Genomic DNA, 21,477 nt, shown 5'->3' on the forward strand with positions numbered 1-21,477 from the left:
CGACAACGGCACAGACCGAGCTAAATGATGCCCAGGCATCCCTCTCTGCGAAGCAGCAGGCCGCGGTCGATGCCGCGTCCGGCGTGAACGACGCCCAGTCCGCACTCGATGCCGCGAACTCCGACCTCGATGCGGCCAAGCAGGCGAACGCCGATGCCATCGCCAAGCTGGATGCCGCGAAGCAGGCTGTCAAGGACGCCGAGTCCGCCAAGGCAGCCGCCGACGTAGAGCTCGCGAACGCCAAGACCGCAAAGGATACCGCTGACGCGGCCGTGACCGCCGCCCAGCAGAAGGTCGACGAGGCACAGGCGAAACTCGACTCCGCCGACGCACAACTCAAGCAGGGAGCCATCGGCTTCTTCAAGGCCATGGGTGCCGATTCAGCCATCGAGATCATCCAGAACTGTACACACAAGGACTACACCGAGGTCGGAAACAGCCTCGATGCGACCAGTCTCGACAACATGCTCGCGGCAATCCCGTACATGAAGTCCATCAACGAGTATCGCAAGTCCGTCGGTCTCTCCGAACTCCAGGTCACCTATAAGCTCATTGCAGCGGCGATAGCCAACGCAAACTATTCCGATGTCAAGTTTGGACATTCCATGCAGTTCGATACGACCGAAAACCTCGCATGGAATTATGGAACCGATCCGAAACCGCAGTGGGTTGACCAAGAAAAGGCTTTCTTCGATCAGGCGGTTCAGGAGCTCTATGGCGTCACCGGTCTAACCGGTAAGGATGCCGTAGATTTCTACAAGACGCATAGCGGGATTGAATCCTATGTCAACCAGCACTTCAAGGTTGCCGGATATCCCGCAACCGTCGGTCACTACCTGCATGTCATCAGCCCCGAAATCGGCTATATGGGCATGGCAGTCTGCAGCAAGGGAACCTTGAACGGCTGGCAGACCGACAGCCTCGATACCGCAAACCTTGGTTGGGCAGGTTCAGGCTGGAACATGAATCCCATGTCCGTCGACGAGTACGAGCAGAAGCTGACCTCCTATATCAACGGCCTCAAGAACGCCAAGAGCGCACTCGACGTAGCCAAGGCCGATCTCGCATCCAAGAAGCAGGCAGCCGCCGGCGCCGCCACAACCGTCCAGCAGAAGCAGGTCGCGGTGGATTCCGCACAGGCAGGTGTCGATGCCGCAAAGCAGGGTGTTGCCGATGCCCAGCGTGCCGTCGATGCCACCAAGGCTGATGTCGCCGCCAAGCAGCAGGGCGTCACGGATGCCCAGACCGAGCTTGATGCGGCGAAATCGGACCTCGATGCCGCCAACGCGGCAGTCGATACGGCAAAGTCGACCGTCCAGCAGAAGCAGGTCGCCTTTGATGCTGCCAACGCAGCCGTAATGACCGCACAGTCTAAGTTGGATTCCGCCAAGGCGGACACCGCTGCTAAGCAGCAGGGCGTGGACGATGCGAACGCCGACCTCGCGAAGTTCTTCCAGGACGTCGCCGACGCCAAGAAGGCGGTCGATACCGCAAAGAGCGTCCATGACGCGGCGGCAGCCGACCAGGCCGAGAAGGCGGCAGTCCTCGCAGCCGCCAAGCAAAAGGCGAACGGCACCGCACGCGCCCTCGCGGATGCCCAGCGTGCCGTCGATGCCGCAAAGGCCGACACCGGCGTTGCCGCCGACAGGCTCACCGGCTCCCAGACCGATCTTGTGGGCGCACAGTCGAACCTCGACATCCTCACCGGTCTTGCCGCGAAGCTCGCAGAGGCACAGCAGCGCGAGCAGGATGCAGTAAAGGCCGTCAATGACACCAAGGCCGCCCTCGATGCCGCGAAGGCGGATGCCATCGCCGCCGAGTCCCTGGTCTCCGCCGCCGAGCAGGCGAAGGCGCAGGCAGACGCCAAGCTGTCGAAGCTGAACTCCATCGATGCCGGCGCGGCGATCGCTTCCGGCCATGATGTGAACGCGGATGACGCCCTCAACGCGCTTTTCGCCGCAGCAGTCGAGGCACGTGCCAAGGTCGCTCCTGCCAAGGCCATCCTGGACGAGAAGCAGGCCGCGGTGGACGGGCTCCAGTCCGGCTATGATGCGGCACTCGCCGCCTACGAGCAGGCGAAGTCCGACCGCATCGCAGCGGAGCAGAAGCTTTCCGATGAGATCGCACGACAGGAGGCAAAGGAGGCGGCAAAGCAGCAGGCGGCATACACCCCGAAGCACCTCGCCGGCACGGATACCGCCCAGCCCGGCAACCTCGCCCAGACCGGTGACCGCGCGGGACTCATCGGCGAGACGTTCGTCATCGGCGGTACCGTCCTCGTGGCAGCCGGCGTCTTCCTCGATCAAAAGAAGCGCCGCGAGCAGATGTAGTGCAAATCGCATAACGACTCGGAAAGGGGAATCTCGCAAAAGGGATTCCCCTTTTTCGTCTCGCCAGCCACGGTTCGTTGAGGCAGCTTCAGCTTAAGGGCCACAGATTAAACCGATCTACAACTGTGACCATATGACTGTGCGCACATATTAGCATGGTCATATGGTCACCTATTTACATCTGCGATTATGCTGCAATAACTCAACCGTTAGTGCTTATTAAACAGCCAATCGAAGCCAGGCTTGCCCAGTGTTTGGCACATCTGCCCCACTTGAATCTCCGTCTCCACGCCATCCTTGCCGATGACGGCGGCCATGTTCTCAGCGGTCAGCAGCCAAGATAACAGACGGGCGGATCCAGCTCAGCATATAACGTTCGGTAATACATGACCATGTTAATGTAGTCATATGTTCACGCATTACAAGCTGGGACCTCATGTATTAGAGCTCGAGCTGCGCCCGTGCGTCCTTGGCGTCTCGCGTCCGACCGTCATCAAATGGCTCAAGCCGGGCTGGCGCGATAAGCGGAATGAGGTCGTGAGGCGGATGGACGCCGGCGGCGTCACACCCATCCGCCTCACGGACGATGAAATCGCGTGGACGCCGGAGGCCGTGACCGTCAGGGCGTCCGGCGGGGAAATCATCGGGCTCGATGCGTGGGGCATGGCGAAGGTTCTTACCGGAGCCTATGGTCCCGACTCTCCCGGTCGTATTCCTACGATATCGCCCCTAAATCACCAATGTGTCAGATAAAGAATGATGCAATGGTTATGATCACGCATACGGCGGATGCGGCGACTGCGCCTTTTTTCCTCTCCTTTAGTCCGACGATTAGGGTTGCCGTAAAGTAAAGGGCGGAAATGCAGTCTATGGCAAGCAAAACGAGTTCCTTGGGCGGTTTCAGCAAAAGGTCGCTAGCAAAGAGTAATGCAAGCAGGGCAAAGCCGATTGTGACCAAGTATCTCGATTGATTTTGCGACAGCATGGCAACTGCCTTTTAGAACATGCAAGTGAAAAGTCGGTACGATGTCATTGCGGTTGCAAACAAGCCGCCGTCAGGACCGGTTGTCACGAGACCGGCGATAACGCATTTTCTCGGTTTCCAGCTCATGACAGACCCCTCTCTCATGGTGCAACGCATACATTATGAGATATGCACATTATCTCGCTAATTAATTTCAATATCCATCATCTAACTAAAGAATACTGACTCACTGGTTCAGCGACGATGCGTTTTTACCCTTGCGTTCCCACTCGCCGCGTCGGCGGTCGGAAGGGCCTCCGTCTCGCAATCAGCGACCTTGTAACCGTATCTCATGGCTGTAGGTTAAACCAACCCACAGCCATGAACACGTTAACGTAGTACCATACTAATTACTTAACATGCTCACGTATTTCTACCTGCGTCTTAGAATTACTTAATGTAGTCACATGTTAGTGTGCTAATATATGACTACGTTATTCAGAAAGGGGAGAACATGGCGACGAACATCCTGCTAGTCAACCAGAAGGGCGGCGTCGGCAAGACGACGTTCGCCGACGAGATCGCCTGGGGCCTCGAGCGCCGCGGCCACAAGGTCGGTTTCGGCAACCTGGACCCGCAGGGCGGTGCGAACCACGAGAAAAACCTGCTCGACGACGAGGACGCCGTGAACGTCATCGACACACCAGGCTTTTTGAGCGACGACACCGCCGAGTACGCCAAGAATGCGGATATCGCGATTATCCCGGTGCAGCCCGGAACGCTGGGCCTGAAGCCCATGAAGCGAACGATCAAGGTCATCACCGAGGCCAATCCCGACTTGTCGTTCGCAATCATCATCAACAACTTCGCCGGCAACCAGACCGTGGACAGACAGTTCCTCGAACTGCTCGAGGCCGACGACCTTCCCGTGCTGGGCACCGTACCGACCGCGGCGGCCTTCAAGCAGGGCGCGGCGCTGGGAAAGCCCGTGTATGAAATCGCCAAGAACGGCAAGGCCGCCCAGGCGATTGAAAACATCCTTAACGAACTGGAAGAGGTGCTGTAAATGGCAAAGTTCAAAAAGGCGACCTCCTACTTCGATGTCGCCGCGGAGAAGGCCGAGGAGAGGCAGCAGAAAATCGTTGAAAGCGCATCTGAGCCCCAGAAATCGGCTCCACAGGTACGGAAAGCCGGGCGCCCCAAAAAGGGCGCTGAAGGGGCATCTGAGAGGCTTGTTCAGCTGTCCGTGTACGTTCCGGAGAGTTACCGAAAACGTTTGAAGCAAGTGGCGCTCGAGGAGGACAAGTCCGTATCGGATATCGCTCGGGAGCTTTTCGATCGCTATCTGGCCGAAAAAGAGTTCTAGTTGAGTTAACGGGCACCGAAAGGTGCCCGTTTTTCTTTTACCTTGGCCACTGAGAGCCGATTTAAGACCCCGTTTTATCTATCAGTGAGAAAACGGTCGAACCTCACCGATAGGACGTCTTATTTTCGATTCTGTAGCTCCCTGCCGGTAATTGAAGTGAGGTTGACCAAATGTCGGTATCAAGATCAACCGGAAAACGGATTCGGCGTCATTGCCGAATTGTAGGGCTTGCAACTAAGTGGGATTAGTTCGCCCGGGGAGCCGAAGGCGACGCCGGCGCTGAGGGCTGACAGCGACGTAGTCGGGGAGCTGGGGCGTTAGCCCCCACACTTTTGGCCGAAGGCCATGCCAAGGAGCCGAAGGCGACGCGGAGTGAGGCATAGCCGAACGGAGGGCAAGGAGGCGCAGCCGACGCGCAGGGAGCCGTAGGCGACCGGAGGACGAGCGTAGCGAGCGCCAAGGAGCGGTAGTGACGCGGAGCGAACGCAGTGAGCGGAGGGCAAGGACGATGGCTTTTCTTGTTTGCATATCGTTCGATTATTAAATGCTTTCTGGTGGATTTCTCTGTTTCCCTCTTGAGCTCAGACTAAGTGAATCTAATTCACTCTAGTCAGACTTGGTGGGTTGTATGAACCCATAGTTGTGGTTATTTCAACCCATAGTTGTGGTTATTTCAACCCATAGTGCATGGGTTAACTGAACCCATAGTTGGCATGGGTTATTTCAACCCATAGTCTCGTGAGACAACCCATAGTTGATAAGTTGGCCCAGGTTAACACGGGCTCAAACTATGGGTTGAAATAACTATTTCGGTACTTTTTGGCGTTTTCCGATCACTTTCTATGGGTTGAATTAACCCATAACCGGAAAAGTGGCTTAAATTTTCTATGGGTTCTTTCAACCCATAGCTCTACCGTCACAGAAAAGCATCCGCGATCCCTGTGAGCAAGTCTATGGGTTGTCCTAACCGATAGACTTGCTGAAGAACCGTTATTTAACCCCCTATCAATAAAATTATTTTTTGTCTAACTATGGGTTAGACCAACCCATAGTTAGACTGTAGGTTGGTCTAACCCATAGTTTGTAAGGAAAAGAAATAGGGCTATGGGTTGTATGAACCCATAGCCCTTCAAACTAGGCAGAATGCTTTGCGTCCCACTGAGCTTTGCGTTTCGCCGAATTCTCAGCACGTTGCTTTTTCTTGCCCTCCTCGACTTCGAGCCTGCGCTTAGCGATCGCCGTCATATCGAGCCGGTACTCAACCGATTTGTTATTCCCGCGCGGCGACTTAATCAAAAGACCGAGTTCGACAAGCTTGTCGATTCTCTTTTTAACATTCGAGCGATCCGACTTGACGTCCGCCGCCATGGTGGCAAGGCTGATGTAGCAGGTTGATTTGTAGACGTCCTTGCGCTGGAACGACCAAATCCGCCCCATAATATCGGTGTCGAGCCTAGGCAGACCGAGCTCGAGCATCCATGGCGGCTTGATGATCGCGACCTTCTCGCTGACCATATCCTGCACCATGTGGGCGACACGGGACGATTCATCCGATGCCCGGCGAAGTACCTCGCGGTGACTCTCACTATTGGCCATGGCGGCATCTGTGACGGCCTGATTCGCGAAATCGGACGCCGTCCCCATTCCAGACGGGTTTGCGGGACCGGACGGGTGGCTATCCGTGTCCCACGGATAGCCACCGCCCACATCCGGTTTTATATTTTTGGTATCCATAAACTAGCCTCTCGTTGAGGCTATCTAGCCATCAGCCGAAGTGATGCCATAGTATTTTGGTAGTACTTCAACATAGGGACCCAAATCGAAGCATACGTGTGCTAGGATTGCAGGTAACAGGCCAGAAAGCCACATTTGAACATGAAAGAAGCCCTTCTTACTTGGCGGTTAGGGGGCTTTTTTCATATCTATTTTTGCTCTTTAACACGCTCCAAAAACTCGGCGATAGCGATCGCCGCCATAGACGACTTAGCTACACCGCGACTCTTCGCGTAGTCATCGAGATCACGCCAAATTTCGAGAGGCAGAGTAACCTGGATTCTTTTCTTCTCCTCGGCCACTGCCATAGACAATTACCTCCTTCGTTGAACAAGCGAAATCGTACCACTACTGATTGAAACAAAGCGTATCACAAATACTGTCTAAAATACAAACTAACACAAAGTGGTACACCTAAATTCGCTAAATCTTTCCCGTCGGTCAGATAGGCGCTCGAGTTTCCAAAAAGGACACAGGAAATTGCCAAAAGGGGCACAGTGAAACGTCCCTAGAATCAACTGTTACGATAAAAACGGGGGGGTAACTACGCGGACACGGCCTAGCGCGCTGCCATCCAGTGCCGATTCTGCCATACTCGCAATTCGGCAAGGATGAGGAGTATGAATTGACCGGGGCTTATAGGACAACACCAAAACCGGCATCGACGGCTCCATGGACGATTCGGATTCCAAATAGGCCCTGTTAGTTGAGCTACTTCTTTGCCGGTGTCGTATACGAAACCGCTATACCCGCGGCAATTGCCATGAGACAGCTCACGATGAATCCGAACTCATACTTCAAAACGTTTGTTGCGGTCAGGGCGATAATCAACACAGTCGCAATTTGCAGAATTATCATTATTACGAAGAGATTGATTCCTTGTTTGGCCGAAGTCGCTGAGTGAGTTTGGCTTTGTTGATTCAGGTTGTAGCTGACAACAAAAGCGACCAGTTCGCTTGATACGGGGCCGACTACATAGAAAAAGATTGCGTCAATGAAGCCTATAGTGTTGTAAGTGTTGTAAGTTGTTTCGCCGGAAAAAACAGCGTATAAAGCATATCCAAATCTTGGCTGATTCATGTATGAGTAGGAGAAGACCAAGAGCGTCAATATTGCTACTACCAGAAGTGCATTCAGGATAAATCGTTTGCTTTTCATCGATCGCTCCTTCCGGGTGACTCTTATATGTAATTCTACAACAGCCATTATTTTCAAAGAATATGACTGTCCTAAATAACGTGCACTTTCGCTGGAGGGTCGCTGTTTGGCGGCCCTCTTTTTTGCACAGGCGCGGTGGGATGGTAATATCGGGCGGGAGTCAGCCGCTCTGATAGAATCGTCCTTGCTGTCGGCAGCCCTCGTGCCGGGCAGAGCCCTCCATTTGATGGGAGGTGATGCCCATGACCGATTTCACCGAGCTCGTGAAGCTCCTGACCGCTATGGTCTCGCTCCTCACGGCCCTTGTCGGCCTTTCCAAGGCACTCAAGCAGGGTTCGAAGCCCAAAAAGAAAGGCCACCGTCGCTAAGACGATGACCTAACTCTACTAAGCAACGGCTCTGCCCAGCTCACCACAACTTGGGCTGCCGTCGGCATCATTTTACCCTCCTGACGAGGAATTCGTCCATATTTCAAAAATCAAATCCTGTTCGCGCGTGGGCGTAAACTTTTAGTTGGGCAAATCCGGCAGATTGGAGCTTGAAACATGAGGGATATGCACCTCATGTCGCTCATAAAACGTCTCCTGACCTCGAAGGAGAACGTTTTTTAGCGACAGAAGGAGACATAAATATGATCTGGTTTACCAGCGATACCCACTTCGGGCATGAGAACGTGCTGAAGTTCACCGACCGCCCGTGGGAGACGATTTGGCAGATGAACGACGCCATCGTCGACAACATCAACGGCAAGGTTGCCGTGGACGACGAGCTCTACATCCTGGGGGATTTCTCATTCAAGATGACCGCCCAGGACGCCTACGGGCTGCGCAAGCAGATCGCCTGCAGGCGCATCCACCTCGTCCCGGGAAACCACGACAAGGACTGGACCCAGCCGGCGGTCGCAGGCGCGTTCACCGTGGAACCGCCGATCTGCGTGCTCAAGATCGACGGGCAGAAGATCGTCCTGTGCCATTACCCCATGGCCGACTGGCAGGGCATGAGCCATGGATCGTGGCACCTCCACGGACACATCCACAGCGGCGGCGGCGCGTACAACGAGTTCAACCGCAAGCAGGGCCTTCTGCGCTACGACGTCGGTTGCGATGCCAACGGGCACTCCCCGGTGAGCCTCGACGAGCTGAGGGAATGGTTCGCCGGAGTCGACGAGCCGTGCGGCCGGGTGAAATGGCCCTGGTGGGTCAACGAGACCGGTGACAGGCAGGTCGAGCGCGAGCTGGCGGCTTACAAGCGGAAAGAGGCGATCCGATGACGGTCTATGTGACAGGCGACATCCACGGCGGGCTCGACATGCAAAAGCTCCGCGACTGGGAGCTTGGGGATGGCCTGACGGGCGACGACTACCTCATCGTCACCGGCGACTTTGGCTTTCCGTGGGATTTCTCCGCCGAGGAATGCTCCGACATCGCCTGGCTGGAGTCGCGGCCCTACACGGTACTGTTCGTCGACGGCAACCACGAGCGCTTCGACCACTGGGGGGAGCGCCCCATGGAGCCGTGGCACGGCGGGCTGACGCAGCGCCTGTCGGATACCTCGTCCATCCGTCGCCTCATGCGCGGGGAGGTCTTCGAGCTCGACGGGAAGACGGTCTTCACCATGGGCGGGGCGACGAGCGTCGACAGGGCGTACCGCATCCCGTACAGCTCGTGGTGGCCGCAGGAGCTGCCGGACGAGCGCGATTTCGATGCCGCGCGGGCAAGGCTCGACGAGGTCGCCTGGAAGGTCGACTGCGTCATCACCCATACCTGCGCCACGCGCATGCTCTCGCCGACGCTCTACCCGGACCCAGGCTGGGAACGCCCTGATGTGGACCGGCTGACCGGATTCCTCGACGAGCTCGAGGACCGCCTGGACTATAAACATTGGTATTACGGCCATTTTCACCGAGACGGCAACCCGGACGAACGGCACACGGTGCTGTATGACCGGATCGTGAGACTCGGGGACAAACTCCTGCCGTGGGGCGCGTACTGATGGCTATCTATGTGACGGGCGACGTGCACGGCAGGGCCGAGTATGGGTCCAGCCGGTTTGCCTTCAGGAATTGGCCGCTGGGCCGGACCCTGACGCGCGATGACGTGGTGATCGTTGCCGGCGACTTCGGCTTTGTCTGGGACGGCTCAAACGCCGAGAAGTATTGGCTCAACTGGCTTGAGTCCAAACCGTGGACTACGTGCTTCGTCGACGGAAACCATGAGAACCATCACGCTTTGGCCAATCTGCCGGTACGGGAGTGGAACGGCGGGCTCGTCCACGAGGCGCGACCGCGCGTGCTGCACCTGATGCGTGGGGAGGTGTTCGACATCGGCGGGCTCACGGTCCTTGCCATGGGCGATGCCGCGAGCAACGACAGGCAGTGTCGCAGGGAGGGGAGGAGCTGGTGGCCCGAGGAGATGCCGAGCGAGGAAGAGATTGAACACTGCCGTTCCTCGCTCGACCGCGTAGGCTGGAGGGTCGATTACGTGGTGACGCATGAGGCCCCTGCCGTCCTGGCAGAGAAGCTGTGCCGCGAGCGCGGGCGCGAGTATCGGGACGACCGGCTTCAGCGATTCCTTGCCGAGCTCGACGGGCAGCTCGGCTACCGCGCCTGGTTCTTCGGCCACTACCACGGCGACAAATGGTGCAACGCCAAGCATCGCCTGGTCTACAAAGACATCGTGCCGATTGAGGATGCCGTGCTCGGTTCTAGAGACCTCCTAGAAGCGTTCTAGAAGGTCTCTAGAAATCAGCCGCCTGATAGGAGAAGCGCGGGGCTACTCGCCCTTCATCTGGGTCATGACCTCGACCTTGGTCTCGGCCACAGCCGCCCGCTGCTCGGCTACAGCAAGGCGGTCCTTGAGGGCGGCGACCTCGGCCATCAGGTCGTGCTGGGCCAGAAGCGCATCGCTCAGCTCAACCTGGGCTTTCAACGCGGCGTCACGCTCGCCGCGCAGCCGCTCGATCTCATCGACCATGGCCTCCGCCTCGGCATGGAGCTGGACGACCTGTCTGTCGAGCTTCCTGGCATCGGCAAGGTACCTGACGCTCGCGGCGTGGAGCTCGTTGTTCTCGAGTTCCAGACTCGCGGTATCGAGTTCGAACTTCTCCTCTATAAAGGCAACCCGCTCATTGCAGTCGGCCTCAATCTTTTCATTCCGATCCGTCGCCTCGACGAGCTTGCGGCTGAATTCATCCACCTGGGCCATGAGCAGTGCGTTCTCGGTCTTGAGGTCGGCGGTCTCGCGCAGCAGTTTCTCCCGCCATGTCGCCTCGATCCGCTCGGCGGCCTCATCGAGGACGGATTTCAGGCCGTAACCGTAGATCTCCCTGATTTTTCTCTCGTCTGTCATCGTGCGACACTCCAATCAACAATGGGCATGACTCCGCCACGCCGTACGGCTGGGAACAAATACGCGGCCGCTGTTGAGTTGTGTTCGTCCTGCGATCGGTGAGTTCTAAAAAGGCGTCTCAAGTCATGCGTTCACGCAGGGTTTCAGTTGGAGTAATACCGCACTCTTATATAGTAACGCCGCTGCACTCGAGCTTATTAGGCAGATCACGAAACGATGGATGGGCTCATTTCCTGACGCCCACCAATCCGCGTTCACGGAGGATGCGGTACAAAGTCGATTTAGAGATACCTGTGGCGGTGCAGATGTCTGGGATAGGTGTCTCGCGAGCGAGGTAGAGCTTCACGGCGGCGTCGGCCTTGACGTCTGCAATGCGCGGGCGGCCCCCGACGCTGCCGCCGCGGCTTCGCTTGACGGCGATGCCCTCGGCCTGGCGTTGCTTGATCAGATCGCGCTCAAGCTCGGCTGTACAGGCGTGGGTACCGAGAACGAATCGGCCGAAGGCGGTATCGAGGTCGACCGGCTGTTTCAAAGAGGTTAGCTTCACGCCGAGATTTCGGAACATAAGGTCGTAGTTCAGCAATTGCCTGGTCGATCTGGTTAGGCGCTCCCAGGACTCGACTACCACTTCATCGCCGGCCTTCATCTTCTTGAACAGACGCTTCTGCTGAGTTCGGTCACCGTCCTTGGCACCCGTGACCTTGTCTTTGTAGATATGGCCATAGGGCACACCGGCGTTGACCAACGCCTCGATTTGCCTGTCTAGCTTCTGATCCTTCGTGCTCACGCGAGCGTATCCGTATCTGGTCATTTTCAGCCTCCTGCCTTGTCTTTTGATTTTCTCATGAGAATGCAAGGGGAGGTTTTGGCACTGGGTTTTGGCACTCGCCGTCCACGGCATCGAGGGTTCGGTTTTCGAGTGCCGCGCGGCATACCTTTTGAGACGTCGGGGCCTTGAATATGAGCAATAAGATGCGTATCAGTTTGCGATGGTTCGATGATGGGACCGGCTATACCGGTTTTTCGATATGGCTATGGCAGTTTTTATATATCGAGTGAGCACGAAGGGCCAGAAACTCGACTCGCGGAGGGGCGGCGGCAACCCGCTGGTGGAGGGAGTTAAGTTGGCGGGTTCGATCTCCCGGTTCAAAAAATACTCAGTATACTGAGTGATTTTACTCAGTATACTGAGTATTTAAGAAACAAGGAGGTAGATTGACATGTTTGAGCGCCATCAAGTTGCCGTGATAGCCCAGAGGATGCGGGAAACGAATAATCCGTTGATGCAATTTATAATCGGGCCCCGCCAAACGGGAAAGTCGACCATGTTCGTGCAGGCGTTGCACCATGTAGACATGCCCTGTCACGTGGTCAATGCGGACGATGTTGTGAATCCCGATGCCAGCTGGCTGCAAATCGAGTGGCAACAGGCAAGAAACCTCACGTCTGGAGGTAAGGCCCCGGCCGTTTTCGTTGTTGATGAGATTCAAAAGGTGCAGAGTTGGTCCACGGTCGTCAAGGGATTGTACGACCGGGATCGCCGGGAGGGGAGGCCGCTCAAGGTCATGTTGACCGGATCGTCGTCGCTGCTGCTGCATAAGGGCTTGGAAGAATCCCTTATGGGCCGTTACGAGCTCATTCGGTCGCCGCATTGGTCCTATCGCGAGTGCAGCGAGGCCTTTGACTTTTCTTTTGAAGACTACCTCTATCACGGCGGATATCCGGGTGCGGCGCCGCTGGTTTCCGATGACGCCCGTTGGCGAAACTATATCCGAGATGCGATCGTCGAGCCGGCGATCTCGCGCGATGTTCTCTCGTTGGAGAATATCCGCAAACCGGCGCTGATGCGCGCGCTCTTTTGGCTCGCGGCGAGCTATTCGGGGCAGGAGCTTTCGTATTCAAAAATGGTAGGCCAGCTGCAGGATGCCGGTAACACGGTCACGGTCGCCGGGTATTTGGACCTGCTGGGCAAGGCCGGTTTGGTTACGGCGATCCCCAAGTTCAGTGACAAGGAGCTCGCAAAGCGCCGAAGCACCCCGCGGCTCATGGTTTATGACACGGCGTTTATGACGGCGCTCGGCGATAAGGGCCGTGCAGAATGGCTGGAGGATTCGGCGCGGCGGGGTCATTTGGTGGAATCGGCAGTGGGTGCACGACTGCTTGCGCGCGCGCCGGAAGAGGGTTTTGAGGTTATGTGGTGGCGTGAAGGCGTCAAAGAGGTCGACTTTGTGCTGCGAAGGGATGATGCACTGAGCGCCATCGAGGTCAAAAGCGGTGGAGAGTCCGGCCAGAGCGGCATGTCGACGCTCCTAAAAAAGTATCCGCGAGCCAAGCGGATCGTCGTGGGAGGAGCGGCGGCCGGGGCGTGCACCGTGGAGGATTTTCTGCTCGATAAGGTGCCGCTGTTTAACTAGCCTGAGCAAATTGAGAAAATACTCAGTATAGTGAGTGAAATCACTCAGTGTACTGAGTATTTTGACTTGGGCGTTGGATGGGTGCTCGGTCACCGCGTGCGATGGTGAAAACCGGGCCAGGCCTTACCAGCGGATATGCATACAGGAGGGGCTTCCATTTTCCATGTCCCGCTCATATCGTCTGCCAGAAACCTGACGAATGACCTGTCCCCCTGTCATGCCCTTGTCACAAAATCTATTAGCGGGACCGTCAAATTTCCTCCTGCATTTTCTGACGGTACCGCGTTTCCCGCATACGTTTTGAGACGTTTAACTTAAACAATAAGATGTGTGCCAGCACAGTCCAGTCGCCGGCATTGATTGGAGAGGCCATGGGGATATGCGAGATTGCGGTCGAGTTCGATGAGAGCGAAATGGCTTTGATTCAGGCCCATGCGAACATCTCGAACATGTCCTTTTCCGAGTTCGTGAGAAGAGCCGCTCTTGAGAAAGTCGAGGATATGGTGGACATCGAGGCATTCAACGAAACGCTGATGGAAGATGACGGTACCCGCTACTCAATGGCCGACGCCATGTATATGGCCATGCAGAACGAGTAGCCGTTTGCGGTGCCAAGCCGATCGCTCGCGTTGAGCGGCGGCAGCGCCCGTTGGAGCGATAGTTCCATAATCTGTTTCACGAATTACCGTCAAAATGTTTCACGCGCTGGTAGGTGCAAGCACAGCTTAAGGGCGCGCCCAAAGCACCTCAAAGTGCCGCCACACAGTTCAAGGCCGAAAAATCGACCTCACCAGATGCGTTTTAAGGCGCCTGAAAGCAGATGCCCCTAACGGGTATCCAGGCATGCCTTTTCGGGGCCGTATTTGCGATTACAGCAAGCCGTCTACCTGCCGCTTTGTTGAGTTTGCCGCCGTCCGGAGAAAACCGTGTCCGCGCGGTGCGATACAGTAAATAAAATGCCCCGCGAGGAAAGGAACAGCATGAGCGACGCACAGGAAATCGTTCAACGACTCGAACGCGAAATGGCACAACGAGCCGCCGCAGTTGAGAAGGTTGATGCTTTCAAGGCACAGCTCAACCAAGCCATCAAGGCCTTCATGGTCGCCGATGAGGCGGTCCGCTCCCTCAACGACCATGACAGCGAGATCGACGCCCAGATTGCAACTGCCATCGCCGAGCATCTTCGCGCCATCGACATGCTCTGTCACTTCGGCATCGACGGTGGTTTCGGCAAGAAGCACCCGGTTAAGGAGTACTAGCCTTCACATGGCCATGGAAGTAAAGTAGAAGAGGGTCGAACCAAGCAGTTCCCGAACAATTGGCGTCCGGCCAGACACTTCGGTTCGGCCCTTTCTCGCGTGTATTCCTAGAAAGAACCGCGACATGCATTTCGAAATGAATGCGAATCGCTTTTGATGCGGTGCCTGACGGCACCTATGATCCGCTCGCGGAGCTCGCTGATTTATATATTTCTTTTTACATCTTCAACCACAATCGAAAAGCGAATTCGGCGGCTCATTGCCGAATTGTAGGTGTTTACAGCCAGGTGAGGTAGTCCGTCCGGGGAGCCGTAGGCGACGCCGGCGCTGAGGGCTGGCAGCTGGTACGCCTCGCGCTGATGGCTTGCTGGTTGTGATAACTGATCGCGAGGTCTAATGGGCTTGCTGGTCGGATTGTTAGGTGGTGGAGTATCCACAGAGTTTGGGCACAATCGTGGACCTCCCTAAATCTTCGAAACCAGCATTGCAGCCGGGAAAACCTCACCCGCCCCTTGGCCTTTTACTCGACGATCTCGCGGGACTCCGCATGGCTACGCCCATGCATCCGGACCGTTCGTTTTAACGCGCCGGCCGTCCTCACCGGCGCCCCCGTACGTGACGAGGCCCGGGGTGGGGCTCAGAAACCGTCACGGCTGTATGCTCATCGCGATCCTCTTTGCTTGACGTTGCGGCTTCTCACCGCGACACGTGTGTCGCCACACGGCTATCCAACCAACTCCTGATCTTCGGCTGCTCGCCTACTTTCCTGCAGTTTTTCAGCAGGACAATCGCTCTGAATCCGGCACGTCGTCTCCGCCCAGAAGGGCCGAGGCGACGCAGGGGCCACATGGAGGGCACTACCCCCGTCGAAGTCTCTTGCGAGACGGGACAATGAACCTGTACAGCTCAGTCTCCGATTATTCGAGCCCTTGGCTACCTTTTTCGCAGGCCCTGAGGCCTGGCCGACCGGGAACGGCATATGTTGCGCTCCACAAAAAATGGGAGCCACCGAGGTGGCTCCCATTCGCGAATTCTCAGCTAATCCATAGCTTGACCTGCAGGTCCCTGCTATCATTGGATTGTCAGGCGACGTTGTCTTGAACGCGCTTGGCTGTAGAATCGCGAGCTGGTAACTCGCCTCTACGCGTGCGAGGGCGCTGGTAACACCCGAGCACAACCCAGATGATAGCACGCCCGCCCGCTACGGCGGGCGGGCTTCGCTGGTTTTTTACCTCATTTACCTGCGGAAACGTAATACTACGGTACTAGATGCCGCCCTCGCCGCATCGCCGAGGCATGAGCGTTTTTACTCCGCCCCGACGACAGGCAGTTCAACCCTAGCGAGGCGTGTCGCCACGCGAATAGTCGCCACGATCAACGACGCGATCGTCCATCTGTCGCGATGCGGCGGTGCCGCCGTGCGCCTGGCCGGCGGCGCGAACGCGGTCGTCGCCGGTATCGGGAACGGCGCCGGCGTAACGGTTGCGAATCTCCCTTGCATAGCCGCGCCGGGCAAGAAGCTCATCGCGTACGGCGGGGTCTTCGAGTAGGTCTTCATCGCACTTCGGTGCAATGAATTTAGGGAATGCGTTGTAGGCGACGCCCTTGCTCGCTTTCGCCTGCTCGACCCACGCCGAATACGCTTTTTTAAGCCGTTGGATGTAAATCTCACAGCGCTTCTCATAAGGAAGAGCTCGCTCGGCTTCTAGAACATTATTTTTGAAGGCCGCCTCAAGTTGCTTGACCGCAAACCGCCCGTCAAGACGAGTCAGGTTGAAAGTACACTTCGGATTGCCGGCCTCTTTGATATCGAGATCGGTCGCGTAGACTCGATTGTTCTTGATGAAAATGTCTACGCCCCACGATGCAAGTAGTTTTTTGAACTGCCCCATATTCTTTGGGCGACCTTCGTCGATCGCGATATGGATCAGCTCGCGCAGATTGTTTTTGTAACTGTACTCTCCCCGATCGATAATCTCCTTTTCAATATCGCGCGGCTGACGATCACGAATTTTCGAATTCTTCTTTCCCTTTTCAAGTTGAGTAAGATTCCAAGCCTCGTCCATTTCACGGACCCACGCAGCGCGTTCGTACTTTCCGCGTCGCCCACCCGTCTCGCAACGCTTACCCGTCAGAAGGTCCGTGCGGTTAATCGCCATGTGGACCGCAAACCGTTTTCCTTCCTTGTCACTTTCTTCGTGCAACGCGACAACCGCTTGTTGATGCGGGTAGTGCTTCGCAAGCCATTGCTCCGCGTAAGCCATGCACGCATCTGGAGTCATCTTGCCTCCGTTGCAGCTGCACTCCTCCGGAAGAAACGCAATGATTTGATGAAGCATCGTTATGTTCTTCGCACCGGCACGCGCAGGTCTGTCGTGGTGGTACATCTTCCGCGTCATAGCCATTTCAGAAAACCAGTACTTTCGGTTCGCGAGGTTCCAGCCGCCGCGAGCCAAGGCATGTTTTCCGTTGATGTATTTGCGCACATTTTTCGCGTATCGCTCGGATGAAACACCTTTCTGCTTAATAACGGTCATTGAGCTCACCGCCGTCAATGAAATAGCGCTGCTCGAGTTCTCTGATGAATAGAGTGACTTTGCGGGCGTTCTGGTAAACCTTTTCGAGTGTTCGGAAAACGGCTTTCTCGTTGTAGGCCGGAAGACCCTGCGCGTTCACGAAATGCATGAGTTGGTTGAGGTTTGTACCCTCGCGATACAGCTCGCGATAGATTTTCGCGACCTGGCTCATATCGCAATCGATCATCTCGATTTTCCCGGTAAGCATCACGCGGCGGGCATACGCACTGACGGTCGCACCGAGCGCATCCGCCTGTTTGCGGATCGCTTCGTGCTCCCCGTCGGTGACCTTAACGTAAATGACCTTCGAACGCTGTTCATCCGAATCCTCTGAGACGGGTTGCGGTTTTTCGTTACGGCCGCCGTCATCATTTTTGGAAATAACTAGATCATCGAGCGATTCGCCCCGATGAATCAAGACATAGCGAATGAGTTCGGCTTTCGTCATGCCTGCCTTTTCCGCCAAAGCGGAAAACGTTTCATATTCTTCAGAAGTGAGTGTCGCCTTAACGGTGTGTGGACGCTTGCAACTCATATGCCCCCCAGGAAAGCAGAGCGAATCGGTGAGGCCACCGATTCAAAACCGATATGAGATTGCTTTCCTTTTTAGGAGCGACTGACGTCGCGCCGTTTTTTGAAGTGACGTCGTCACTTCCCTTAGAAATGAAGGCGAACTTCATTTCTAACTTTATCGCCGTAAGAGGCGATAAACAAGATGTGTTGGCAGATAAAGGGGGCGAGTATGGCCCCATTTATCTAGCCCAACACCAATCTTGCAATCTCCGGAACGGTGATTGGGCGAAACGCAGTGTAGGCGTGGAATGAGAGGCCTCATTCCAAGCGAGAGGCCTCGCGGCGTTGTAACTGCGTGAAGACCGTGAGCGGAAGCGAATTTTTAACGCGAAGGATGCTGAGTGTTAGAAATTCGCTGTAGCGGGAGCGGAGCGGAAATGCGAATGCGAGGGATGCCGAGTGTTTGCATTTTTGCGAAGCGGGTTTGCGGCGCCTGCGACGCAAACATTCGACTTCGTCGAATCGTTTTCATGGCGTTTGCGAAAAAGTTGAGACAGCTTTCGACAATTTCAATGGCGCGGAGAGTCATTAGCGTGACTCGTAGCGCTGTTGGATTTGTCGAAAGCTGACGCGGCTCGCATTACGAATCGAATGGCGAGTCGATTTTCATGCGGCGTGCACACACGCCTACGATCGCGACCGATGGTCGCTATCTATTTTCAGAACTCGCGTTTTGTTTTGACGCGATATGAAATGCGATATGAAAAAACGAAACGCCCGCGCGAGTCGTTTTGACTTTTGCGCGGGCGCGATTCGATTCAAATGAAAATCAAGACGGTGAGTTTTTGAGTTTCGCGGTTTAGATCTCAGAAAACAGATCTAAAAACTGCGGCGTCGATTTCACTTCGCCCGCAGCATTACGGCGCAAGAACATCCAAGGGAACAACTTGGACACCGCGGTCGGTAACATAGGCTTGTGAGCCAAATCCAATAATCGCTACTTTAGAAACCGGCGGGGTGTTTCCAGCAGCAACCATACGTTCCTCGACAGCGACAAGATTGTCAGATGCCTCTTCTATTTGAGCAGAGCTGAGTTTAACTTCGACCGGGATCCAGGTCCCACCAGGAGCCGCAATGACTGCATCGACCTCTAGATCACGAGAATCGTGATAGTGATAGAGACTCATTCCATTTGCTCGCGCATAAACCCACAAATCATGAAGTGCCAGCGATTCAAAAAGTAGTCCAAGCGTCTTGAAATCTAACAGCAAAGTCTCCGGAGTCGCCCCGAGCGCAGCGGCCGCCAGTGACGGGTCAGCAAGATGATGCTTCTTTGATTCTCTTAAGTGCACCGGAGATCTCATTGCTGGATTCCACGCGGGAATATCGCGAACGAAGCTAACCCGTGCGAGAAGAGATATATACGATGCCGCCGTTTGTCTCGATACTTCTCCACCAAGATCAGCTACGAGCGTCTTGAGTGTCGCCAAAGTGGATTCATTACGCGCAAGCGATTCGATGACAGCTTTGACCTTTTCGGGATCGCGTCGAGAGCCATCAACACGAGACAAATCTTCTTCGGCGACTATGCCGATGTAACGTTTCGCCATCGCCGACGCAGCCAGCGCATCGCGACCGACCGCCGCGGGCCATCCACCACGGACAACGTACTCGGCAATCGAGGCAGAATCCAACGATCCGAAAGCGCCATTGAACTTTTCGCCAGAAATAATGCCCGACAGCTTAACCGCGCCGCTAGATTTCCCAAGTTCGAAAAGCGTCATGGTATCCATGCGCAATTTAGCGAACCTTCCAGCGCCACTGTGCATCGGCCGTTCATTGTCTCGCGGCGTCGCCGACCCCGTAAATATGAACTGGCCAGGCTCGCCACCGCGGTTGTCGCACTCAAACCGCGCCGCGTCCCAAAGTTTCGGAACCTCCTGCCATTCGTCGATCAGCCGCGGCACCTCGCCTGAAACGGCAAGCGCCGGGTCCGTCTCGGCACGCAAGCGATTCTCGAAGTTGCGCGACGGGTCCATAAGAAGGAGCTTGGACGCCGCACGGGTCCCGGCTGTGGTTGTCTTTCCACACCATTTCGGTCCTTCGATGAGAACGGCACCGAATATTCCCAGCATCTGGTCAAGCTCATTTTCGATAATTCGAGTGTAATACTTTTTGGGCATATTTTTCACCATTGATTACCAGCACGTTTAACCGAATTTACAGTTTTCATTTAACCAGATTTTGCTTTTTTGATTAACTAGATTTACGCATTTCAGTTAACGAAACAGATTAAACATGCACGAGGTGAAAATCATCTACTCAACACCGCGCATGCGTTCCGAAATGGTGATTTGAAATCCGTCGGCAATCTTCTTGAGATTTGAGAGGCTGACATTACGCCGCCCGACTTCAATGCTCGCGTAGTAGGAACGATCCATTTCAATCAAATTGGCGAACTGCTCCTGGCTACACCCGAGTCCAGCGCGGAGCTCTTTGCATCTCATGCCGAATGATTTCTGAAGCGTCTTCGTATCCATGACAAAAAGAGTCATGGATTGTTGTATAAAAGCCAACGGACTATATACAACAATCCCAGTTAAGGCGCATAATTATCTCTATTGGAAAGCGCTCTGATGCCCAGTCGGATAGGGCACGGAAAAGGAATGGAACAGCACAATGACCCAGGGAAAGCACTTCGCTGCCGGTGGCGATCACTTCGCCGCACTGCCAAACAAAAAGATTCACACTCCGAAGGGGATCGCGCGTCTGACCGTCACCGCGGCGACCATGGCCGCCATGACCGGATCGAGCCTCATCTCACCGTTCACGGCATTCGCCCAGACCGGTGACGGGGGCACACAGCACCCCGCCGTGATGTCGCCGATCGCCGCCCACGCCAGCGCGGCATCCGGTACCGGCGCGAAATCCGCCGCACAGACCATCGCGGACCTGCAGAAGGCAGTCAACGAGGCGAAGGCGAAGGAGGACGCCGCCAAGGCAGCCTACGATGAGGCCGCCGGTCCCTACAACGAGGCGGCTTCCGCCCGCGACCAGGCCAAGGCATCCTACGATTCTGCAGTCAACGCCGGTACGGCAGCTGACCGAGCGGCAATGGACGAGTACGCCCGTCAGGTCGCAGAGGGCAAGGACGCCGCCGATGCCGCCGGCAAGGACCTCGAGCAGGCGAAGGCGGGTCTCGCAGACGCCAAGGCGGATGCGTCCGAGAAGGACGAAGCGTACCAGTCCGCCCTCAAGGCGGCCCAGGATGCCAAGGACGCCCTCGATAAGGCCAAGGCAGATGCCGTAAGCGCCACCCCGGAGGCAATCAGTGCCGCCGAACAGGCCGTGCGCGACGCCCAGGCTGCCGTGGAAAGGGCACAGGCCGGCCTCGCCAACGCCAACGCGACGCTTGCCGATGCCCAGTCCAAGCTGGTTGCGGCCCAGTCTGCAAAGGATTCCGCCGACGCCGTCCTCGCCGCAGCCCAGCAGAACAAGGACGCGGCGGATGCGAAGGCCGCAGCCGCCAGCGCCGCCTACGAGAAGGCGAAAGCAGACCTCGCCGCAGCGGAGGCAGGCGCCAGCGGTCCGGAGTACGATGCGGCAAAACAGAAGGTCGCGGACGCAGAGGCAACCCTCGCCGCCGCACGAGCGGTGCAGTCCCAGTGCGAGTCCGAGCTCGAGCAGGTGCAGTCCGCCGCGACAACGGCACAGACCGAGCTAAATGATGCCCAGGCATCCCTCTCTGCGAAGCAGCAGGCCGCGGTCGATGCCGCG

Annotated in this window: 20 protein-coding genes and 1 pseudogene; 11 read left to right on the forward strand and 10 right to left on the reverse strand. The window is 56.1% G+C overall.

Annotation, left to right across the window (positions count from 1 at the left end):
* Positions 1 to 2,330: CAP domain-containing protein (locus tag I2G40_RS09000; protein WP_195544856.1), on the forward strand; the 2,330-nt coding region annotated here is incomplete at its 5' end.
* 745 nt (positions 2,331 to 3,075) lie between these two features.
* Here the strand turns inward: I2G40_RS09000 and I2G40_RS09650 are convergent.
* Positions 3,076 to 3,315, reverse strand: coding sequence for a hypothetical protein (locus I2G40_RS09650; RefSeq protein WP_229090741.1), 240 nt, complete (start codon positions 3,313 to 3,315; stop codon positions 3,076 to 3,078).
* 493 nt (positions 3,316 to 3,808) lie between these two features.
* Here I2G40_RS09650 and I2G40_RS09005 point away from each other — a divergent pair, with 493 nt between their 5' ends.
* Together I2G40_RS09005 and I2G40_RS09010 are read left to right on the forward strand one after the other, a co-directional pair.
* Positions 3,809 to 4,360, forward strand: coding sequence for a ParA family protein (locus I2G40_RS09005; RefSeq protein ID WP_195544857.1), 552 nt, complete (start codon positions 3,809 to 3,811; stop codon positions 4,358 to 4,360).
* A complete protein-coding gene (locus I2G40_RS09010) occupies positions 4,361 to 4,660 on the forward strand; it encodes a ribbon-helix-helix protein, CopG family (protein WP_195544858.1) in 300 nt (99 codons plus the stop codon).
* A gap of 1,134 nt (positions 4,661 to 5,794) precedes the next feature.
* Here the strand turns inward: I2G40_RS09010 and I2G40_RS09015 are convergent.
* The 3 genes from I2G40_RS09015 to I2G40_RS09025 all read right to left on the reverse strand — a co-directional run bounded on the left by I2G40_RS09015 (position 5,795) and on the right by I2G40_RS09025 (position 7,591).
* Positions 5,795 to 6,394 (reverse strand): helix-turn-helix domain-containing protein, encoded by a 600-nt coding sequence (locus I2G40_RS09015; RefSeq protein ID WP_195544859.1) that lies wholly within the window; start codon positions 6,392 to 6,394, stop codon positions 5,795 to 5,797.
* A 188-nt stretch (positions 6,395 to 6,582) separates the two neighbouring features.
* Complete coding sequence (locus I2G40_RS09020; protein WP_082421961.1) at positions 6,583 to 6,741, reverse strand: ribbon-helix-helix domain-containing protein; 159 nt, start codon at positions 6,739 to 6,741, stop codon at positions 6,583 to 6,585.
* A 403-nt stretch (positions 6,742 to 7,144) separates the two neighbouring features.
* A complete protein-coding gene (locus I2G40_RS09025; RefSeq protein WP_195544860.1) occupies positions 7,145 to 7,591 on the reverse strand; it encodes a hypothetical protein in 447 nt (148 codons plus the stop codon).
* A 242-nt stretch (positions 7,592 to 7,833) separates the two neighbouring features.
* On the opposite strand from I2G40_RS09025, the gene I2G40_RS09715 reads away from it, so the two are divergent.
* The 4 genes from I2G40_RS09715 to I2G40_RS09040 all read left to right on the forward strand — a co-directional run bounded on the left by I2G40_RS09715 (position 7,834) and on the right by I2G40_RS09040 (position 10,320).
* A complete protein-coding gene (locus I2G40_RS09715) occupies positions 7,834 to 7,959 on the forward strand; it encodes a hypothetical protein (RefSeq protein WP_255413117.1) in 126 nt (41 codons plus the stop codon).
* Between the two features lie 263 nt (positions 7,960 to 8,222).
* A complete protein-coding gene (locus I2G40_RS09030) occupies positions 8,223 to 8,861 on the forward strand; it encodes a hypothetical protein (protein ID WP_195544861.1) in 639 nt (212 codons plus the stop codon).
* Positions 8,858 to 9,583 carry a metallophosphoesterase family protein gene (locus I2G40_RS09035; protein WP_195544862.1) on the forward strand — a complete coding sequence of 242 codons (726 nt, stop codon included), beginning with the start codon at positions 8,858 to 8,860 and terminating at the stop codon, positions 9,581 to 9,583. The genes I2G40_RS09030 and I2G40_RS09035 overlap by 4 nt, the downstream gene beginning before the upstream one ends.
* On the forward strand, positions 9,583 to 10,320 hold the full coding sequence (locus I2G40_RS09040; protein ID WP_195544863.1) for a metallophosphoesterase family protein: 738 nt from the start codon (positions 9,583 to 9,585) through the stop codon (positions 10,318 to 10,320). The genes I2G40_RS09035 and I2G40_RS09040 overlap by 1 nt, the downstream gene beginning before the upstream one ends.
* A 42-nt stretch (positions 10,321 to 10,362) precedes the next feature.
* Here the strand turns inward: I2G40_RS09040 and I2G40_RS09045 are convergent, their stop codons facing one another.
* The gene (locus tag I2G40_RS09045) at positions 10,363 to 10,938 is read right to left on the reverse strand and encodes a hypothetical protein (protein WP_195544864.1); all 576 of its coding nucleotides are present in this window, start codon (positions 10,936 to 10,938) and stop codon (positions 10,363 to 10,365) included.
* 226 nt (positions 10,939 to 11,164) lie between these two features.
* Positions 11,165 to 11,839, reverse strand: a complete 675-nt coding sequence (locus I2G40_RS09050; RefSeq protein ID WP_324252600.1) for a recombinase family protein — start codon at positions 11,837 to 11,839, stop codon at positions 11,165 to 11,167.
* A gap of 319 nt (positions 11,840 to 12,158) precedes the next feature.
* Between I2G40_RS09050 and I2G40_RS09055 the strand changes: the two genes are divergently transcribed.
* The 3 genes from I2G40_RS09055 (at position 12,159) to I2G40_RS09065 (ending at position 14,611) form a co-directional block, all read left to right on the forward strand.
* On the forward strand, positions 12,159 to 13,352 hold the full coding sequence (locus I2G40_RS09055) for an ATP-binding protein (RefSeq protein ID WP_195544866.1): 1,194 nt from the start codon (positions 12,159 to 12,161) through the stop codon (positions 13,350 to 13,352).
* 371 nt (positions 13,353 to 13,723) lie between these two features.
* A complete protein-coding gene (locus I2G40_RS09060) occupies positions 13,724 to 13,951 on the forward strand; it encodes a DUF6290 family protein (RefSeq protein WP_195535621.1) in 228 nt (75 codons plus the stop codon).
* 381 nt (positions 13,952 to 14,332) lie between these two features.
* Positions 14,333 to 14,611, forward strand: a complete 279-nt coding sequence (locus tag I2G40_RS09065; RefSeq protein WP_195535620.1) for a hypothetical protein — start codon at positions 14,333 to 14,335, stop codon at positions 14,609 to 14,611.
* A 1,337-nt stretch (positions 14,612 to 15,948) separates the two neighbouring features.
* Here the strand turns inward: I2G40_RS09065 and I2G40_RS09070 are convergent.
* From I2G40_RS09070 to I2G40_RS09085, 4 genes are all read right to left on the reverse strand, one after another.
* Complete coding sequence (locus I2G40_RS09070) at positions 15,949 to 17,148, reverse strand: relaxase/mobilization nuclease domain-containing protein (protein ID WP_195535619.1); 1,200 nt, start codon at positions 17,146 to 17,148, stop codon at positions 15,949 to 15,951.
* Positions 17,135 to 17,722: a plasmid mobilization protein gene (locus I2G40_RS09075; RefSeq protein ID WP_195535618.1), complete on the reverse strand. Its 588-nt coding sequence runs from the start codon at positions 17,720 to 17,722 to the stop codon at positions 17,135 to 17,137. Before I2G40_RS09075 ends, I2G40_RS09070 begins: the two co-directional genes overlap by 14 nt.
* Positions 17,723 to 18,617: 895 nt before the next feature.
* Entirely contained in the window at positions 18,618 to 19,883 is a 1,266-nt protein-coding gene (locus I2G40_RS09080; RefSeq protein ID WP_195544867.1) for an ATP-binding protein, read from the reverse strand.
* 135 nt (positions 19,884 to 20,018) lie between these two features.
* Complete coding sequence (locus I2G40_RS09085; RefSeq protein WP_229090743.1) at positions 20,019 to 20,240, reverse strand: helix-turn-helix domain-containing protein; 222 nt, start codon at positions 20,238 to 20,240, stop codon at positions 20,019 to 20,021.
* A 139-nt stretch (positions 20,241 to 20,379) separates the two neighbouring features.
* Between I2G40_RS09085 and I2G40_RS09090 the strand changes: the two are divergent.
* Positions 20,380 to 21,477, forward strand: a pseudogene (locus I2G40_RS09090) (CAP domain-containing protein); the annotation flags it as partial.

The sequence above is a fragment of the Collinsella aerofaciens genome, from assembly GCF_015558785.1.
GTDB classification, from domain to species: Bacteria; Actinomycetota; Coriobacteriia; order Coriobacteriales; family Coriobacteriaceae; genus Collinsella; species Collinsella aerofaciens_P.

What these genes read in the sequence shown, in the direction of transcription:
- I2G40_RS09650 (WP_229090741.1), bottom strand. Translation starts at nt 3,315, where the DNA reads ATGCTGTCGCAAAATCAATCGAGATACTTGGTCACAATCGGCTTTGCC.
- I2G40_RS09005 (WP_195544857.1), top strand. Translation starts at nt 3,809, where the DNA reads ATGGCGACGAACATCCTGCTAGTCAACCAGAAGGGCGGCGTCGGCAAG.
- I2G40_RS09010 (WP_195544858.1), top strand. Translation starts at nt 4,361, where the DNA reads ATGGCAAAGTTCAAAAAGGCGACCTCCTACTTCGATGTCGCCGCGGAG.
- I2G40_RS09015 (WP_195544859.1), bottom strand. Translation starts at nt 6,394, where the DNA reads ATGGATACCAAAAATATAAAACCGGATGTGGGCGGTGGCTATCCGTGG.
- I2G40_RS09020 (WP_082421961.1), bottom strand. Translation starts at nt 6,741, where the DNA reads ATGGCAGTGGCCGAGGAGAAGAAAAGAATCCAGGTTACTCTGCCTCTC.
- I2G40_RS09025 (WP_195544860.1), bottom strand. Translation starts at nt 7,591, where the DNA reads ATGAAAAGCAAACGATTTATCCTGAATGCACTTCTGGTAGTAGCAATA.
- I2G40_RS09715 (WP_255413117.1), top strand. Translation starts at nt 7,834, where the DNA reads ATGACCGATTTCACCGAGCTCGTGAAGCTCCTGACCGCTATGGTCTCG.
- I2G40_RS09030 (WP_195544861.1), top strand. Translation starts at nt 8,223, where the DNA reads ATGATCTGGTTTACCAGCGATACCCACTTCGGGCATGAGAACGTGCTG.
- I2G40_RS09035 (WP_195544862.1), top strand. Translation starts at nt 8,858, where the DNA reads ATGACGGTCTATGTGACAGGCGACATCCACGGCGGGCTCGACATGCAA.
- I2G40_RS09040 (WP_195544863.1), top strand. Translation starts at nt 9,583, where the DNA reads ATGGCTATCTATGTGACGGGCGACGTGCACGGCAGGGCCGAGTATGGG.
- I2G40_RS09045 (WP_195544864.1), bottom strand. Translation starts at nt 10,938, where the DNA reads ATGACAGACGAGAGAAAAATCAGGGAGATCTACGGTTACGGCCTGAAA.
- I2G40_RS09050 (WP_324252600.1), bottom strand. Translation starts at nt 11,839, where the DNA reads ATGCCGTGGACGGCGAGTGCCAAAACCCAGTGCCAAAACCTCCCCTTG.
- I2G40_RS09055 (WP_195544866.1), top strand. Translation starts at nt 12,159, where the DNA reads ATGTTTGAGCGCCATCAAGTTGCCGTGATAGCCCAGAGGATGCGGGAA.
- I2G40_RS09060 (WP_195535621.1), top strand. Translation starts at nt 13,724, where the DNA reads ATGGGGATATGCGAGATTGCGGTCGAGTTCGATGAGAGCGAAATGGCT.
- I2G40_RS09065 (WP_195535620.1), top strand. Translation starts at nt 14,333, where the DNA reads ATGAGCGACGCACAGGAAATCGTTCAACGACTCGAACGCGAAATGGCA.
- I2G40_RS09070 (WP_195535619.1), bottom strand. Translation starts at nt 17,148, where the DNA reads ATGACCGTTATTAAGCAGAAAGGTGTTTCATCCGAGCGATACGCGAAA.
- I2G40_RS09075 (WP_195535618.1), bottom strand. Translation starts at nt 17,722, where the DNA reads ATGAGTTGCAAGCGTCCACACACCGTTAAGGCGACACTCACTTCTGAA.
- I2G40_RS09080 (WP_195544867.1), bottom strand. Translation starts at nt 19,883, where the DNA reads ATGCCCAAAAAGTATTACACTCGAATTATCGAAAATGAGCTTGACCAG.
- I2G40_RS09085 (WP_229090743.1), bottom strand. Translation starts at nt 20,240, where the DNA reads ATGGATACGAAGACGCTTCAGAAATCATTCGGCATGAGATGCAAAGAG.